Source organism: Aeromonas sp. S19(2024), from assembly GCF_041402625.1.
Classification (GTDB): Bacteria; Pseudomonadota; Gammaproteobacteria; order Enterobacterales; family Aeromonadaceae; genus Aeromonas; species Aeromonas caviae.
On the sequence record NZ_JBGLQU010000002.1, the window covers coordinates 232193 to 247747 of the forward strand.

The window sequence follows — 15555 nt, forward strand, 5'->3', positions numbered from 1 at the left end:
CTCACATTAGCTCTTTGTGCTGAAAACCGAATTCCAGCAGGGATGTTTCATTGACCGGGGCGAAGAGCCCATCCTTGCCTCTGACAGAGAGCGGGGGAGAGGGGTTGGCAAGGGGGGCATCGGGACGATAGCCCGCGCCGATGACGGCGAGGAGGATGCCGTTCCAGCTCTCCTTGAACTCCTTGAACGTGATCACCCGGTTGCCGAGGGCCGGGTCTGCCAGATAGACGCGATCGTGGCGATCGATGGCCCGCAGCACGGCAAAGTGCTGATAGCCGCGAATGTTGAGCAGGACGATGGTGGGCACCCTCACCTGGCGCAGTTTTTCATCGCCCAGTCGATACCCTCTGACCCGCATGCCGAGTATTTGCAGGTACTGCTTCATGTCGAGCATGGAGAAGCCGTAGTGCTTGACCTGCTCCGGGTCTGCCATGGCAAGCATGCCATCCATGACCCAGCGTTCATTGGTTGCATGGCCGTAGGCGTAGCGCAAGATGGTGGCGACGGCGGCGGCCCCGCAGCTGAAATCCGTATGTTGGCGCTCGATGTTGGCGTACCGGCGCTCCAGAATGCTCTGCACCGGTTTGTTGAGATCCCCCAGCGCCGGAAGATGCTCTCCCAGTGGCACCGAGCCCGCCCAGACGGCAGGACAGCACAGCAACAGCAACAGCCAGCGCATTCAGACCTCCAGTGTCAGGGAAAAAGGGGGCACTGGGCCCCCTCGCATCGTCTTACTTGGCAAACCCTGCGGCCAGCGAGAGATTGTTCGCTTGCAGGTTGTTGGTCCCCGAGGAGACGTTCACCCCGATGTTGCCCACGGCACCGTTGAAGGCGCCGCCATCGATGGTTGCCCGGTTGAAGGTTTCGCGGCTGGTGTAGGTGTTGACCACGGGAATATACCCGACGGCGTACCCACTGAGCTTGATGTCACCCTCTTCCTTGAACTCGAACTTGCCATCATCTTTCGGGTTGTTGTTGCCGTACCTGTCGTTGTCATTGTCGTGGTCATGTCCTTTCTTGACATCATGACCGGTACCGCCCCCCTCGTAATCGCCCCAAGCCTTGAGACCGAGGAACACACCCGCCTTGTCAACCGTCTTGGTTGCACTCAGGCTTTGGTTTTCGGTCATGTTCTTGGAGACGCTCTGGCTGTTGGCCACGGTGGCCACGGCCATGTTGCCGGTGGACACGGACGCTGCCATGTTGTTGGCCTGGACGTTACCCGAGCCCGAGGTCACGTTGACCCCGATGTTGCCTGCGGCATCCTTGAAGGCCCCATCGCCCACACCGGCCTTGTTCTGATGGCCGTGATTGGTCGTCCAGTTGTTGCTGGCGCTCTGGGTGGAGAAGACCTCGGCATCCGACGATCCGCCAGGGGCGCCATGTTGTTGTTGACCACGACCCATGATGAACTCGGCATCGACCTCGTCATAGGCGGCCAGGGAAGCGCTGTTGCCCTGTACGTTGGAGTCACCGGCTGCGACGTTGGCGCCGATGTTACCGGATGCACCCTTGAACGAGCCGTCGATCTTGCTCGTGTTCTCCGTTCTTGTATTGGCGGTGCCTATCATGGAACTGGACTGCTGGTTGTCCACGACGGCCATGCCGAGTTTGTTGACGTTGATGTAGCCGCCGACATTGACCCTGCCTTCGTATTCCACATCGACTTCTGCCTTGACCTTCTTGGTCAAGGTTGCCCCTGTCTCATCTCTGTCACCGCGGTAATCGGCGGATGCAGTGCCCGACATGGCCATGATGACCGCGGCGGCTAATGAGCTATAAATAAGTCCACGCATAATGAGTCTCTCCATTGAACTTTCAGCGGAAGATATGCCCATCGGCTGATACCCCCGGGCCTGGCTTCCTATCCCTGCGGCATCATGGGGATGCCGTTACTGCGCCAGCCAGGGGCAGGGAAACCATGTTGACTGACTGGTTTCCCTGTCCCGTGACCTGGTTCACCTGAATGACCCCCTTGCTGCCCGTGAGGGCGGTGTCATCCAGATAGATGCTGGTAGTGGTGTTGGCGGGGGGCTTTCCCCCTGGGGTCTTCGCGACGCTGGAGCTGAGATTGATGTCGGTCACGACACCCAGGCCGCTGTCATCGAGGGACAGGGCGAAGGCGTTCAGTTGCTGGTTGCCCTCACCCGCCCCCTGATTGATGCCGACCAGTCCCCGGTTCTGGCTCAGGGCCGAGCCCAGGATGGCGACGCTCTGGCTGCCGTTCAGATTGGTGGTGGATTGATTCAGCTGACCAAATTGAATGACGGCCGGACCCGAAATGGCGATGGCGGCAAGATTGCCTTGTTGGTTGTTATTGCCGGCAACCATATTGACGCCCATGGAACCACGAATATTGCTCAATGCCTGAGCACCGAGATCGACCCGGTTTTGCGCCATTGAGGGGGGGGCAAATGCCAGAAAAGGAAATGCTGCCAATGCAATATATATTTTCATGTTCTGTCTCCATATGCCAGGAGGGCTTATTGGAGAGAGCAACGACCATGCCAATTTACAACCATATGATTTTTAGTTGTTTTTTATTTGATATAATTGTTTTTACGTCTCAATATTGAGAGCGACATATTATGTCGTGAAGTAAGCACTTATTTATCAATGGATTTATTTTTTCTCACGGATAATTTGGCTGTCTCAATATTGTGGTGCCATCAATCTAAAGGCGGGATGGTTTATAGTTATCATCGTCTGGCCATATTAAATGGCGCCATTTGATGATAAAGGGAGTTATCTGGACAAGTCGTCAGACTCCTTCGTGCAGTGGCGATAACAAGGAGTTGTCCCTATGACAGAAACGGCATTGTTGCTCATCAATTCATGTGCCGTACTGGAAAGCCTGCTGGAACAAGGCGAGTGGCAGGTGGAGCAGGCAAGCTCCCTGGTGGTGGCAGAGAATAAACTGCAGGAAAAGGACTATCCCCTGGTGCTGGTGGTGATCGAGCATCAGCAGCACGAAGCCCTCTACAACCTGATTGCGCAGCACTCCGGCGCCTTGTGGATCGGCCTCATCCAGCGGGACTGTCTCGCCAGCGAAGCCCTTCGCAATTTGCTGGCAGCCTGTTTTCATGATTTTCACACCTTTCCCCTGGACAGAGACAGGCTCTCCCACAGCCTGGGACATGCCCTGGGGATGGCGCGCCTCATCCGGCGACACCGCCCCCGACTGCAACCCCAGCTTCGTTTCATCCAGGGGGAGAGCGCCCCCATCCGCCAGTTGCGCGACCAGATCGTGCGGTTGCAGCATTGCCGCCTGCCCGTACTGGTGACGGGACCGAGCGGCACGGGCAAGGAGCTGGTGGCCCGGGAGCTGCACTACAGCACGTTCGGGGAGGAGAGCCCTTTCGTGGCGGTCAATTGCGGGGCCATGCCCCATCAGCTCATCCAGTCCGAGCTGTTCGGCCACGTCAAGGGGGCCTTCACCGGGGCACAGCACCACAAGATAGGCAAGATAGAGGCCGCCGATGGCGGCACCCTGTTTCTCGACGAGATAGGGGAGTTGCCACTGGAGGATCAGGCAACCCTGCTGCGCTTCTTGCAGGAGCAGTGCATAGAGGCGGTGGGCAGCCACCTGACGCGTCGTGTGGATGTGCGGATCATCGCGGCCACCAATATCGATGTGGAGCAGGCGGTGGCCAGCGGCGGCTTTCGCATGGATCTCTACTACCGGCTCAACGTGGTGCGCCTGCGCACCCCGGCCTTGTGTGAGCGGGCGGAAGACATCCAGCTCCTTGCCGATGACATTCTGGCGGAAGTGCGGGGCGGGCGGGTGCTCAGCTTCACCCGCAAGGCGCGCCAGGCCATGCAGTCCTATGGCTGGCCGGGGAATGTGAGGGAGCTGCGCAACCGGGTTCAGCGGGCAGTGGTCATGTGCAGCGGCCCCTTCATCGAAGCCGATGACATGGAGCTGACCAACATGGACAGCCTGCTGCTCGACGGCTCGCTCAAGGCGGTGCGCGAAGCGGCGGAGCGTCAGGCCTTGCAACGGACGCTGGCCCGCTTCCCCGATCAGCTCGAGGAGGTGGCCCGCACGCTCGATATCTCCCGGGCCACCCTCTATCGCCTGCTGGACAAGCACGATCTGCTGTGAGGGGACGGCAGTATCGCCCCGTCATGCAAAAAGCCCGGGCAGCAGGCCCGGGCTTCTTGTCTGGCCCCGTCGTGGGGACTCGTTACTTCCGATGAGCTTCAGGCCATCTCCATGGCGAGGTGACAGAGTCGCCGCGCAGCCTCCTCCTCGCTCTTGACCACCTGATGCACGCCGCGCACGCGCAGATGATGCACCTCCTCGTGCTGGTGGGCACAGGCGGCGATGCGCATCAGGGCGCCGTATTCCTGCGCCCTGATGGCTATCTCACCGGCCAGCAGGCTGTCATCCAGGGTGATCAGCAGCCAGCTGGCGTTGGGCAGCGCCGCCGTCAGCAGATCCTGCTGGATGGGATGGCCCGCCAGACAGGTGATTCCCATGGCGCGCCAGGGGGCCAGCAGTCGCTCGTCGGTGTCGATCACCACCATCTCCCTGCCTTGTTCATGCAACTGCCGAATGAGGTGCTGGCCTATCTCGTCGGCGCCCACTACCACCACATGGCCCTGCAAGGGGCAGAGGTGAGGTGACCCATCGGTGCGTGGTTCGGGATGGCGCCTCAGCCAGCGCTCCACCTGGTTGAAGACCAGCGGATTGAGCACGATGGAGAAACAGGCGCCGACCAGCACCAGATCCCGGGCGACCCCGGGGACCAGCTCGAGCATGACCCCGAGACCCATCAGGATGAAGGAGAACTCCCCCACCTGGGCCAGGCTGGCGGAGATGGTCAGCGCCGTGCGCTGGCTGTGGCCAAAGAGCCGCACGATGGCGAAGGCGGCCACCGATTTGCCGATCACGATGACGAACAGGGTGGCCAGCACGGCCAGGGGCTCGCGCAGCAGGATGACGGGGTCGAACAGCATGCCCACGGAGACGAAGAAGAGCACGGCGAAGGCGTCCTGCAGGGGCAGGGTGTCGTTGGCCGCCTTGTGGCTCAGATGGGAGCTGTTCATCACGACGCCGGCGAAGAAGGCGCCGAGGGCAAAGGAGACGCCAAACAGCTTGACGGCGCCAAAAGCGATGCCAAGGGAGCAGGAGAGGACGGCCAGGGTGAACAGCTCGCGGGAGCCGGTGGCGGCGGTGCGGGCCAGCAGCCAGGGGATGAGGCGTCGCCCGCCGATGACCATCAGGGCGATGAAGGCAGCCACCTTGGCCAGGGTCAGGCCGATATCCGCCATCACTTGGGCCGGGGTCAGTGCCTCGCCCCCCTGCTGCAGGTTGGCGAGGATGGGGAGCAGTACCAGGGCCAGCACCATCACCAGATCCTCCACGATGAGCCAGCCGATGGCGATGCGTCCCTCGTTGGTGTCGAGCTGGCCGCGGCTCTCCAGGGCGCGCAGCAGCACCACGGTACTGGCGGTGGAGAGGGCCAGGCCAAACACCAGGCCGGCGGTCACGGTCCAGTCGAGCAGTTGGGAGAGGCCAAGGCCGAGCAGGGTCGCAAGGGTTATCTGGACGATGGCTCCCGGGATGGCGATGTGTTTCACCGACAGCAGGTCTTTCACGGAAAAGTGCAGGCCGACACCAAACATCAGCAGGATGACGCCGATTTCGGCCAGCTCGGGGGCGAGCCGCAGATCGGCGACATAGCCCGGCGTAAAGGGGCCGCATACCACGCCAGCCGCGAGGTAGCCCACCATGGGGGAGATGCGCAGGCGGCTTGCCAGCATGCCGAAGAGGTAGGCCAGCACGAGGCCGCCTACCAGGGTAGTGATAAGGGGGAGTGAGTGGTCCATGTCGTCACCTCGCTAATGGCAGTCAGGGGCTACCAGATCACCCGAAGGCGAAGAGGGCAGCTGTCAATGAGCAGGGGGCGAAAGAGACAGAAGTTGGCCGTATCAAGGGGAAATCTTGAGGGCAACAGATGCCGTTTCTATTGAAAAATAATGCATTTATATGCCATGAGCAACACTGTTCCAGTTTCTGCGTTGGTTTTAATGAAAAGCGTCTTTAATGCATTGCGATTGGGTGAAAAGAGTGTGCAGTTAAAGAAAAATTGGCAGGAATAATCAATCGATGATGATATCGGGAGGCAAGGGAGAACACCTATGAGCACACGGCATGGAGGAGGCTGGCCTCCTCCATGGTGAACGAGGGTGCTGAAGGGGCATCACTCCCCCCTGGCGACCCCCTCACGTCTGGGGTCTGCGGCCCCCAGCCAGCCGCCGGCATGGCGCTGGACGCCCTGCAGCCCGGAGGTCTGCTCGTTAAGCAGGACCTCGTGCCCTCTGGCCTTGAGCCCCTGTACCACGGCGTCGGGTGTGCGCCCCTGCTCCAGCTCGGTGGGGCCGTTGCGACTGCCGAAATTGGGCAGGTTGATGGCCTGCTGCAGGTCGAGCCCCCAATCCTGGGTGCCGAGCAGCGCCTTGCCCACGTAGTTGATGATGGCCGAGCCTCCCGGGGATCCCAGGCTCATCTCCAGCTCGCCGCTTGCCTTGTCAAACACCAGCAGGGGCGACATGGAGGAGCGGGGGCGCTTGCCGGGCTCCACCCGGTTGGCCACCGGCAGGCCGGCGGCGTCCACCGAGGTGAAGGAGAAGTCGGTGAGCTGGTTGTTCAGCAGGTAGCCGTTGACCATCAGCCGCGAGCCGAAGCCATCTTCGATGGAGCTGGTCATGGCCACCGCCATGCCGCTCTTGTCCACGATGGAGATGTGGCTGGTGGAGGGCAGCTCCGGGGTGGCGTCCCGGCCCCTGGCCAGCGCCCGTGGCGGGTTGCCGGGCTGGGCGACGCCCATGGAGCGGTTGCCGATAAGGTGCCCCCGCTGCGCCAGATAGCCCTTGTCCAGCAGACCTGTCACCGGCACGTCGACGACGTCGCCGTCGGCCACATACTGGTTGCGATCGGCGAAGGCGAGGCGTGCCGCCTCGCTGTAGAGGTGAATGGCCTCGCTGGAGGCGGCCAGTTGACCCTGCTCCCCCTGTACCGGTTTGAGGGCGGCCATGTCCCGGCTCTCCAGCATGCCGAAGATCTGGCCGAGGGCCAGGGTGCCGGAGGAGGGGGTCGGGAAGCCGCAGATCTCGCTCTGGCGATAGTCAAAGCAGAGCCCGTCCCGCAGCTTGGCCTGGTAGCTGGCGAGATCAGCGGCGCTCAGCACCCCGGGGTTGGTCGGGTGGGCGTGCACCTTGGCCACCATGGCCTCGGCCAGCGGGCCGCGATAGAAGGCGTCGGGGCCGTCGCTGGCCAGGGTACGCAGCACCCTGGCCAGGGCCGGGTTGGTGAGCCGGGTACCTGCCGTCTTGGGAGTGCCGTCCGCCTGATAGAAGTAGGCACGGGCGTCCGGATCCCCGGCCAGATAGGGATCTTTTGCCAGCAGGGTGGCGAGGCGGGGGCTTATCACGAACCCTTGCTCCGCGAGGGTGATGGCGGGTTCGAACAGCGTGGCCCAGGGCAGCTTGCCATAGCGCTCGTGGGCCAGGGCCAGGGCTCGCACCGTGCCGGGGGCGCCGACGGAGCGCCCGCCCACCACCCCCTCATAGAAGGCCATGGGTTTGCCCTCCTTCATGAAGAGCTGATCGGTGGCAGCGGCGGGGGCTGTCTCCCGGCCATCCACCGCCGCCACCTGCTTGCCGTCCCACACCAGCATGAGGGAGCCGCCGCCGATGCCCGAGGATTGAGGCTCCACCAGAGTCAGCACCAGCTGGACGGCGATGGCTGCATCGACGGCGCTGCCCCCCGCCTTGATGATCTGGTAGCCCGCGTCCACCGCCAGCGGGTTGGCCGCCGCCACCATGAAGTCACGGCCCTGCCAGCCCGGTTTGTCAATCCAGCCGCTGGCCGCCTCCGGGGCGATCAGGGTCTGGGGAGGAGGGACATAGTGAAAGCCATCCTGGGAGGCGCAGCCGCCAAGCAGGCCGAGGGCGACCAGCAGGCCGAGGGGTTTGAGGGACATGACAGGCTCCTTGTCGGTTTCTTGTTCACCTGCCGAAATGTGTCACACTTGGAGCTTGATTAAAAGTTTGTCTTAATACTCATATGGTTACAAAACTATCAAGGAGGCGCTCATGACACACCGGGGGACTCTGGCGAAACCTTGCATGGCGGGGCTGCTCTGCCTGTTGCTGACGGCCTGCGGGGAGCCGACCTTCAGACCGCTGGCCCAGGGGGAGACCCTGCTCGCCTTCGGGGACAGTCTGACCGAGGGGCGCGGGGTGAGCCCGTCCCAAAGCTACCCCAGCGTGCTGGCGAACCTGAGCGGCCATCCCGTGGTCAATGGCGGGGTGTCCGGAGAGCTGAGCCAGGCCGGTAGGGCCCGCCTGCCCGGGTTGCTGGCCCGGCACAGACCCGCTCTGGTCATCCTGCTGGAGGGGGGCAACGACATCCTGCGTGGCAGCGGGGAGGCGGCCCTCAAGGCCAGTCTCGCCGCCATGATAGAGGCGGTGCAGGGGAGCGGGGCCCAGATCCTGCTTGTCGGGGTGCCCCGAAAATCCCTGTTTGCCGATGGCGCTCCCCTCTACGAGGAGCTGGCAGAGCAGTACGGGCTGGTGCTGGACAACGACAGCATCGGCGAGTTGCTGCGAGACCCGGCCCTGAAGTCCGATACGGTGCATTTCAATGCCGAGGGTTACCGCACCCTGGCGCAGCGACTTCATCGACTGTTGCAGGAAAGGGGGGCACTCTAGCGAGGTGCCATGCTGCCGGGGCAGTGCGCCATGCTGCCGCAATCAATGGGGTCAGGGTATTGCGCGGCGGCGCTACCCCGGAGGGGACCAGCCTGTGGCGATGAAAAAACCGCCGTGAAGGCGGTTTTTTGCAATCAGGCTGAGCCAATTAGCTTAGATGGACTGCTCTTCACCGCCCAGGGCAGCAAACAGGGCCGGGATGAACTGGGAGAGCTCGGCGGTGACCAGGGCGAAGTCGGCGTCCAGGCGGGCGGCGGGATCTTCACTGGTGACGTCGTCGTTCTGCTCGCGCAGCTCTTCGCTGAACTTGAGGCGCTTGATGGAGAGATCATCCCCCAGCACGAAGCTCAGGGTTTCGCCCCAGTTGAGGGCCAGCTTGGTCACCAGCTTGTCGTTGGCCAGGTGATTCTTGATCTCCTCGCTCATCAGATCCTGCTGCTTGCAGCGGATGATGCCGCCGTGCTCCATGGCGCTGCGCAGCTCGGCTTCGTCCTCCAGGGTGAAGGCGGCGGGCAGGTTGCCCTCGTTGAGCCACTCGGTCATGGTGATCTCGGGCGGGTTCTTGAGGGCCACCGGCACTACCGGCAGGGAGCCGATGGATTTGCGCAAGAGCGCCAGCAGATCGTCCGCCTTCTTGGCGGAGCCTGCATCCACCACCATCAGGTTGTCGGCAGGGTTTATCCAGGCGAAGGTCTGGCTGGTGCGGCTGAAGGCGCGGGGCAACAGGGTGTGCATGATCTCCTCTTTCAGCGCCTCCTTCTCTTTCTTCTTGAGAGCGCGGCCCTGCTCGAATTCAATGGCCTCTACCTTCTCCGCCAGCATCTCCTTGACCACGGTGCCGGGCAGCATCTTCTCTTCCTTGCGAGCGCACAGCAGGATGTGGCCAGAGGCGGCGTGGGTCAGGGTGGAGCCGAATTTGCCAAGGGGCTTGACCCACCCGAACCGGGAGATGTCCTGGCTGCCGCACGGGGTGAAGGCGCAGGCTTCCAGCTGGGTTTCCAGCTGCTCAACGGTCAGGTCGAAGGGGCGGGTAAAGCGGTAAATCTGCAGGTTTTTAAACCACATGGCGTCCTCGGTCTCTAGATTGTCCGGCGGGCATTGTACTAGAGAGGCGCTTTGTGATCAGCCAATCATTCTCGCTAAATAAAGGGCGATCGACCTCACAGGGCCCCACCTTGATCCCCCGGGAGCGGGCCCAACTCCCCTAGACTGCGAGTGTTCACATTGCTGACAAGGAGGCGACCATGTTGAGACAGAGTCGGCCGGAAGACATGGAAGAGATCGTCGAAATCTGGCTCCTGGCCTCCCTGCAGGCCCACGATTTCGTCGATGCCTCCTGCTGGTGGCAGGCTCAGGAGGAGCTGCGTACCCGCTACCTCGATCACGCCCGCATCTGGGTGTTCGAGGAGCGAGGGGACCTGCTCGGCTTCATGGCACTGGTGGATGATTACCTGGCTGCACTCTTCGTGCGCCCCGATAGGCAGGGGCGGGGGGTGGGGCACGCCCTGTTGCAGGAAGCCAGATCCAGATGTGCCGAGCTGCATACCCGGGTCTTCGTGGAGAACGAGCCAGCGGTGCGTTTCTACCGCCGCCACGGCTTTGAAATCGGGGGGGAGGTGCCCGATCCCCTCACCGGCCATCTTCAGTACCAGATGCATTACCAAGCCGTCTGAATCTGACGTCTGGGGCTGCCCCGGTTGAAAACGGGGGGCACCATCCTCATCTTGTCTCCATCTCGGGGCGCCTTCGCCCCCGCTCTCTTCTCCTTATCGAGCCGTTTTCCCATGAAGATCCTGCACACCGCCGACTGGCACCTCGGTCATCAGCTTCACGGCCACGACCGCCGCTTCGAACACGACGCCTTCCTCGACTGGCTGGCCGACACCATCAAGACCCGCGACATCGACGCCTTGCTGGTGGCGGGCGATCTGTTCGACACCGCCAACCCTCCCGCCAGCGCCTGGCAGCAGCTCTACCGCTTTCTGGCACGGCTGCGCGCCGAGCACCCGGCACTGGAGATGGTACTCATCGGCGGCAACCACGACTCCCCCTCCAAGCTGGATGCCCCCCACGAGCTGCTGCGCGCCTTCGACCTCCATCTGGTGGGCAGCATCAGCCGGGACGACGAGGGGCGCCTCGAGACCGAGCGTCTGCTGGTGCCGCTGCGAGGCAAGAACGGCGAGGTGGCCGCCTGGTGCGCCGCCGTGCCGTTTCTGCGCAGCAGCGATCTGCGCCCCGACGGGATCAGTGAAGGGCAGGACAGACTCATCGAAGGGGTACGCCAGGTCTATGAGGCGGTGCTGAGCGAGGGGCGTGCGCGCTGCCATCCGGATCAGGCCCTCATCGCCATGGGCCACGCCTATCTGGCGGCGGGTCAGCTTTCCGAGCTTTCCGAGCGGCGGGTGCTCGGCGGCAACCAGCATGCCCTGCCTGCCGAGCTGTTTGCCGCCGCCGACTACACGGCGCTGGGTCACCTGCACCTGGCCCAGAGTCCGGCCGAGGGAGTGCACTACAGCGGCTCGCCGCTGCCGCTCTCGCTGGCCGAGGCGAATTACAACCATCAGGTGCTGGAGGTGACGTTTGAGGGGGGCAAGCTGGCCCGCCTTGAGCGGATCCCGGTGCCCCGCGCGGTGGAGATGATCCGCCTGCCCCAGAGCGGCCTTGACGAGGCGCTCCAGGCCATCGAGGCGCTGGCGCTGCCCGCTTGCCCGCAGCAGGCGCAGCCCTTCCTCGAGGTACGGCTGCTGCTGCCCAAACCCGAGGCCCGTATCCGCGAGCGCGTACTGGCCGCCATCGGCGACAAGCCGGTGCGCCTTGCCCGCATCACGACCAGTTATCAGGGCTCGGGCCAGGGGCTGGCGGACGGTGCCAGCCAGCGCCGGCTCGATGAGCTCTCCCCCACCGAGGTGTTTCGCCTCTGCTATCAGCGTCAGTTCGACGGGGAGCCGGAGGCCGAGCTGGTGGCGTCGTTTGAAGAGATCCTGGAGCAGGTGAAGGAGTCCAGCCAATGAAAATCTTGTCGCTGTCAGGGGAGAATCTGGCCAGCCTGACCGGTCAATTCACCATCGATTTTGCCGGTGGCGCCCTGGGGGCCGCCGGCCTGTTTGCCATCACCGGCAATACCGGCGCGGGCAAGAGTACCCTGCTCGATGCCATCTGTCTGGCACTCTACGACGAGATGCCGCGCTTTATCGCCAATCGCAAGAACGTCGCCGAAGTGGGCCGCATGGATGACGAGGAGAAGCTCAAGGCCAACGATGTGCGCGGCATCCTCAGCCGCGGCCACGCCAGCGGTTTTGCCGAGGTGCAGTTTCGCGGCTGTGACGGCCGCATCTGGCTGGCCCGCTGGGCGGTACGCCGTGCCCGCAATCGCGCCGAGGGGCGCTTTCAGGCCCAGGAGCGCAGCCTGACCGACGTGGCGTCGGGCCAGGTGTTCAGTGGCAGCAAGCGGGAGCTGCAGGATCGCATCGACGAGCTGGTGGGACTCTCCTGGGAGCAGTTTCGCCGCGCCGTCATCCTGCCGCAGGGGGAGTTTGCCGCCTTCCTCAAGTCGAGCGCCGACGAGCGTTCGGCCCTGCTCGAACGGATGACCGGCACCGAGCTCTACTCCGCCATTTCGGTCCAGACCCATGAGCGGGCGCGGGAGGAGCAGCAGAAACTGGCCGCCATCCGCCAGCGGCTCGGCGACGTGGCGCTGATGGACGAGGCGACCCGCGAGCAGTGGGTGAGCCAGCAGGTCAGCCTCGCCACCAGCCTCAAACACGAGCAGCAGCAACAGCAGCTGATGCAGGACTTGCGCGATCTCAACGGCCGCATCGCCGCCCAGTTGCAGGCCTGTCAGGAGGGAGAGGCGGCCCTTGCCGCAGCCGAGGCGGCCCACGGTGCGGCCGCCCCCGAGCGGGAGGAGTTCGCCCGCGCCGAGCAGGCCCAGGTGGCCCGCGCCGATCACGACGAGCTGGCCCGCCTCACCCTGGAGGTGCAGCAGCAGGAGAAGGCGCTGGCCGAGCTTGGTCCCGAACTTGGCAAGCTGGAGGAGCAGACCCAGCAGAGCGCCCTCAGCGAACAACAGCTACTGGCGGAGAAGATCGCCGCCGAGCGCGAGTGGGGCGCCCTGCAGCCTGAACTCAAACGGGCGCAGGAGCTCGACACCCGCATTCGGGAAAAGCAGCAGCAACTGCAGAAGATCCAGCAGGAGGGGGCGCAGGAGCGGGAGGTGCAGCTCACCCTGGAGCAAGGCTGGCGCCAGCAGCGCCAGCAGGTGGAGCAGCTCAAGGCCCAGCACCAGCAGTGGGGTGCCTGGCTTGAGGATCACAAGGAGCTGGCGCCGGTGGCCCGCCAGTGGCAGCCCCTGCTCACCGCCATGCAGGATTGGGCCGAGGATGCCGACAGGCTGCAGCAGCTTCTTACCCTGCGCGAACACAAGCTGCGCGCCCTCAGGCAACTGCAACACCAGCTGGAGCAGGGGCAGCAGGAGCGCGACTACTGGCAGCGCGAGCAGGCGCGGCTGCTGCAACAGCAGCACGAGCTGCAGGAGCAGCAGTGGGAGGGGCGCCTGGCCAAGGCGCAGGAGCAGTGGCAAGGGCAGACCGAGCAGCTGGGCCAGCTGCGCCAGTTGCTGGAGCTGGCTGACTATGGCCGCAATCACGGTGAGCAGCATGGTCGCCTGCAGCAGGAGATCGCCCAGCTGGAGCAGGCGCTCGGCAAGCTGGCGATCCTCGGCGACGAGCTGACGCCGGCCCGCGAGCGGCTCGCCCTGCAACGGGATGAGGCGCGTCACGCGCTGGAGCAGTCCCGCGCCATCGCCAGTTTCGAGCAGCATCGCCACATCCTGCGCGACGGTGAACCTTGCCCGCTCTGCGGCGCCGAGGAGCACCCCTATCACCAGAGCCAGCCACAGGTGGCGGGCATTCTGGGGCAACTGGCGGAGCGTGTCCGCAGCCTGGAGCTTGAGTGGGATCGGCTCAATCACCAATACATTCAGTGCGAGAGCGAGCGCCAGGAGCTGGCCCGCCAGCTGGCGGTGCGTCAGCAACATCTACCTGAGCTGGAGACGCGTGCCGAACAGCTGACCCAGCGCTGGCAGCAGCTGGGCGGTGCCGAGCTGCTGGGCCATCCGTTGCCGCTGCGTCAGAGCCCAATCGAGTGGAACGAATTGATGAGTACCCTGCTCGGCCGCGGCCAGAGTCTGGAGCTGGGGCTGGCTCGCAGCCAGCAGCAATTGAGCGAGGCCCAGCAGGGCCAGCAGCAGTTGCAGGCCGTGCGCCAGCAATTGAGCCAGCTGGCCAGTCAGCACCAGCAGTTCGAGCAGCAGTGGCAGGAGGCCGACCGCCAGCGCATCGCTCTGGAAGGGGAGGTGAAGGGGATGGGCGAGCAAGAAACGACCCTGCGCCAGCGCATTGAGCAGGGGGGCAGCCGGCTCGACGAGCAGATGGGAGGCCAGCCCTGGCGTCAGTGGCTGGGCAGCCAGCAGTGGCGCGAGTGGCAGCGGGCCTGCGAGGCCTGGCTGCACGGCCAGAGCGAGTGGGAGCGGCTGACCGGCGAGATTGCCAGCCTCACCCCGGCCCTGAGTGCTCAGGAGGCGCGTCTGCAGACTCAGCGTGAGCTGCTGCACAAGCTCGAGCGCGACTACAAGGAGCATGAACAGCAACGGCAGGGGCTGGTCACAAGCCGTTCTGCCTGTCTGGGGGGGGAGGAGATTGCCCTGGTCGAGAGCCGCTGGCAGCAGCGGCTGCAGCAACTGGCCAGCGAGCTGGAGACGATGCAGGGGGCGGCCCGCACCCTGCGCGAGCGCCAGACCGAGCTCAAGACCCGTCTCAGCCATCTGGAGCAGGAGAAACAGGTGAGCAGTCGGCGGCGGCGGGAGGTGCTGGGGCGCTGGGCTGCCCACGCCAGCAGTCTCGGCATCGCCGAATATGACCTGCGCTGCCTGCTGGCCATGAGCCCGGATGAGCTCAAGGGGCGCCGCGCCGCCTTGCAGGCGCTGGAAGATGCCCGTGCCGAGGCGCGCACCCGTTTGACCGAGCGGCAGCGGGCGCTGGCGCTGGAGGAGAGCAAGCGGGATCGTTACCGCGAGCATCACCCGGAGCTGGCCGCGTTGGCGCCGCAGGAACTCGACAGCCGGCTGACGGCGCTGGAGGCGCACTGCCGCACCCTCGACGAGCAGCTGTTCCAGTGCAAGAGCACGCTGGCACAGGCGGAGGCGGCGGCCCTCAAGGCGGGTACCTTGCAGGAGGAGCTGGCCGCCCAGCAGGCGGTGGCGGATCACTGGCAGCGCCTCTGTGATCTCATCGGTTCGGCCAGCGGCGCCAAGCTGCGCACCTTCGCCCAGAGCCTCACCCTGGAGCGGCTGCTGCTGGAGGCCAACGCCCAGCTCGCCGAGCTCTCCCCCCGCTATCGGCTGGAGCGGGTGCCCGGCACCGATCTGGCGCTGCAGGTGGTGGATCTCGACATGGGGGATGAGGTGCGCTCGGTGGATTCCCTCTCCGGCGGTGAAAGCTTCCTGGTGTCGCTGGCGCTGGCGCTGGCCCTCTCCAGCCTGTCGTCGCGCCAGACCCAGGTCGAATCGCTGTTCATCGACGAGGGCTTCGGCACGCTCGATCCGGACAGTCTGGATCTGGCGCTCTCCAGTCTCGACTCCCTGCAGGCGGCCGGTCGCCAGATCGGGGTCATCTCCCACGTGCAGACCCTGGTGGAGCGGATCGGCGTGCAGGTGCGGGTGGAGGCCCTCGGCGGCGGCGAAAGCCGGGTAGTGTTGCCCGGCTGACGACGTGTCGCCCATGACCCTCCATGAATAAAAAGGCCCCTGTCACAGGGGCCTTTTTGTTGGCGTGCAAC

At 64.3% G+C, this 15555-nt stretch carries 11 protein-coding genes; 5 read left to right on the top strand and 6 right to left on the bottom strand.

Annotated elements, in window-relative coordinates; translation table 11 throughout:
• Position 1: 1 nt before the first annotated feature.
• The 3 genes from ACB037_RS05440 to ACB037_RS05450 all read right to left on the bottom strand — a co-directional run bounded on the left by ACB037_RS05440 (position 2) and on the right by ACB037_RS05450 (position 2457).
• Positions 2–679 (bottom strand): C39 family peptidase, encoded by a 678-nt coding sequence (locus ACB037_RS05440; RefSeq protein ID WP_371174998.1) that lies wholly within the window; start codon positions 677–679, stop codon positions 2–4.
• A gap of 52 nt (positions 680–731) precedes the next feature.
• Positions 732–1691 carry a hypothetical protein gene (locus ACB037_RS05445; RefSeq protein WP_081331937.1) on the bottom strand — a complete coding sequence of 320 codons (960 nt, stop codon included), beginning with the start codon at positions 1689–1691 and terminating at the stop codon, positions 732–734.
• Between the two features lie 187 nt (positions 1692–1878).
• Positions 1879–2457 carry a hypothetical protein gene (locus tag ACB037_RS05450; protein WP_234888028.1) on the bottom strand — a complete coding sequence of 193 codons (579 nt, stop codon included), beginning with the start codon at positions 2455–2457 and terminating at the stop codon, positions 1879–1881.
• Positions 2458–2803: 346 nt separating this feature from the next.
• Between ACB037_RS05450 and ACB037_RS05455 the strand changes: the two genes are divergently transcribed.
• Positions 2804–4105, top strand: coding sequence for a sigma 54-interacting transcriptional regulator (locus ACB037_RS05455; RefSeq protein WP_371174999.1), 1302 nt, complete (start codon positions 2804–2806; stop codon positions 4103–4105).
• Positions 4106–4203: 98 nt separating this feature from the next.
• Here the strand turns inward: ACB037_RS05455 and ybaL are convergent, their stop codons facing one another.
• Together ybaL and ggt are read right to left on the bottom strand one after the other, a co-directional pair.
• Positions 4204–5835 carry a YbaL family putative K(+) efflux transporter gene (gene ybaL / locus ACB037_RS05460; protein WP_043155825.1) on the bottom strand — a complete coding sequence of 544 codons (1632 nt, stop codon included), beginning with the start codon at positions 5833–5835 and terminating at the stop codon, positions 4204–4206.
• A gap of 374 nt (positions 5836–6209) precedes the next feature.
• Positions 6210–7991: a gamma-glutamyltransferase gene (gene ggt / locus ACB037_RS05465; RefSeq protein ID WP_143237860.1), complete on the bottom strand. Its 1782-nt coding sequence runs from the start codon at positions 7989–7991 to the stop codon at positions 6210–6212.
• 112 nt (positions 7992–8103) lie between these two features.
• Here ggt and ACB037_RS05470 point away from each other — a divergent pair, with 112 nt between their 5' ends.
• Positions 8104–8721, top strand: a complete 618-nt coding sequence (locus tag ACB037_RS05470) for a GDSL-type esterase/lipase family protein (protein ID WP_371175000.1) — start codon at positions 8104–8106, stop codon at positions 8719–8721.
• A 153-nt stretch (positions 8722–8874) separates the two neighbouring features.
• Here ACB037_RS05470 and rdgC read toward each other — a convergent pair whose 3' ends face one another.
• Positions 8875–9786 (bottom strand): recombination-associated protein RdgC, encoded by a 912-nt coding sequence (gene rdgC / locus ACB037_RS05475; RefSeq protein WP_010673564.1) that lies wholly within the window; start codon positions 9784–9786, stop codon positions 8875–8877.
• Positions 9787–9965: 179 nt separating this feature from the next.
• Between rdgC and ACB037_RS05480 the strand changes: the two genes are divergently transcribed.
• The 3 genes from ACB037_RS05480 to ACB037_RS05490 all read left to right on the top strand — a co-directional run bounded on the left by ACB037_RS05480 (position 9966) and on the right by ACB037_RS05490 (position 15484).
• A complete protein-coding gene (locus ACB037_RS05480) occupies positions 9966–10394 on the top strand; it encodes a GNAT family N-acetyltransferase (protein ID WP_010673565.1) in 429 nt (142 codons plus the stop codon).
• Positions 10395–10505: 111 nt separating this feature from the next.
• The gene (locus tag ACB037_RS05485) at positions 10506–11732 is read left to right on the top strand and encodes an exonuclease SbcCD subunit D C-terminal domain-containing protein (RefSeq protein WP_371175001.1); all 1227 of its coding nucleotides are present in this window, start codon (positions 10506–10508) and stop codon (positions 11730–11732) included.
• Positions 11729–15484: an AAA family ATPase gene (locus tag ACB037_RS05490; RefSeq protein ID WP_371175002.1), complete on the top strand. Its 3756-nt coding sequence runs from the start codon at positions 11729–11731 to the stop codon at positions 15482–15484. Before ACB037_RS05485 ends, ACB037_RS05490 begins: the two co-directional genes overlap by 4 nt.
• The last annotated feature ends 71 nt before the right edge of the window (positions 15485–15555 follow it).

Excerpts from the sequence above, each read along its gene's own strand:
- ACB037_RS05480 (WP_010673565.1), top strand. The coding sequence starts at position 9,966 with ATGTTGAGACAGAGTCGGCCGGAAGACATGGAAGAGATCGTCGAAATC.
- ggt (WP_143237860.1), bottom strand. The coding sequence starts at position 7,991 with ATGTCCCTCAAACCCCTCGGCCTGCTGGTCGCCCTCGGCCTGCTTGGC.
- ACB037_RS05485 (WP_371175001.1), top strand. The coding sequence starts at position 10,506 with ATGAAGATCCTGCACACCGCCGACTGGCACCTCGGTCATCAGCTTCAC.
- ACB037_RS05490 (WP_371175002.1), top strand. The coding sequence starts at position 11,729 with ATGAAAATCTTGTCGCTGTCAGGGGAGAATCTGGCCAGCCTGACCGGT.
- ACB037_RS05470 (WP_371175000.1), top strand. The coding sequence starts at position 8,104 with ATGACACACCGGGGGACTCTGGCGAAACCTTGCATGGCGGGGCTGCTC.
- ACB037_RS05450 (WP_234888028.1), bottom strand. The coding sequence starts at position 2,457 with ATGAAAATATATATTGCATTGGCAGCATTTCCTTTTCTGGCATTTGCC.
- ACB037_RS05440 (WP_371174998.1), bottom strand. The coding sequence starts at position 679 with ATGCGCTGGCTGTTGCTGTTGCTGTGCTGTCCTGCCGTCTGGGCGGGC.
- rdgC (WP_010673564.1), bottom strand. The coding sequence starts at position 9,786 with ATGTGGTTTAAAAACCTGCAGATTTACCGCTTTACCCGCCCCTTCGAC.
- ybaL (WP_043155825.1), bottom strand. The coding sequence starts at position 5,835 with ATGGACCACTCACTCCCCCTTATCACTACCCTGGTAGGCGGCCTCGTG.
- ACB037_RS05455 (WP_371174999.1), top strand. The coding sequence starts at position 2,804 with ATGACAGAAACGGCATTGTTGCTCATCAATTCATGTGCCGTACTGGAA.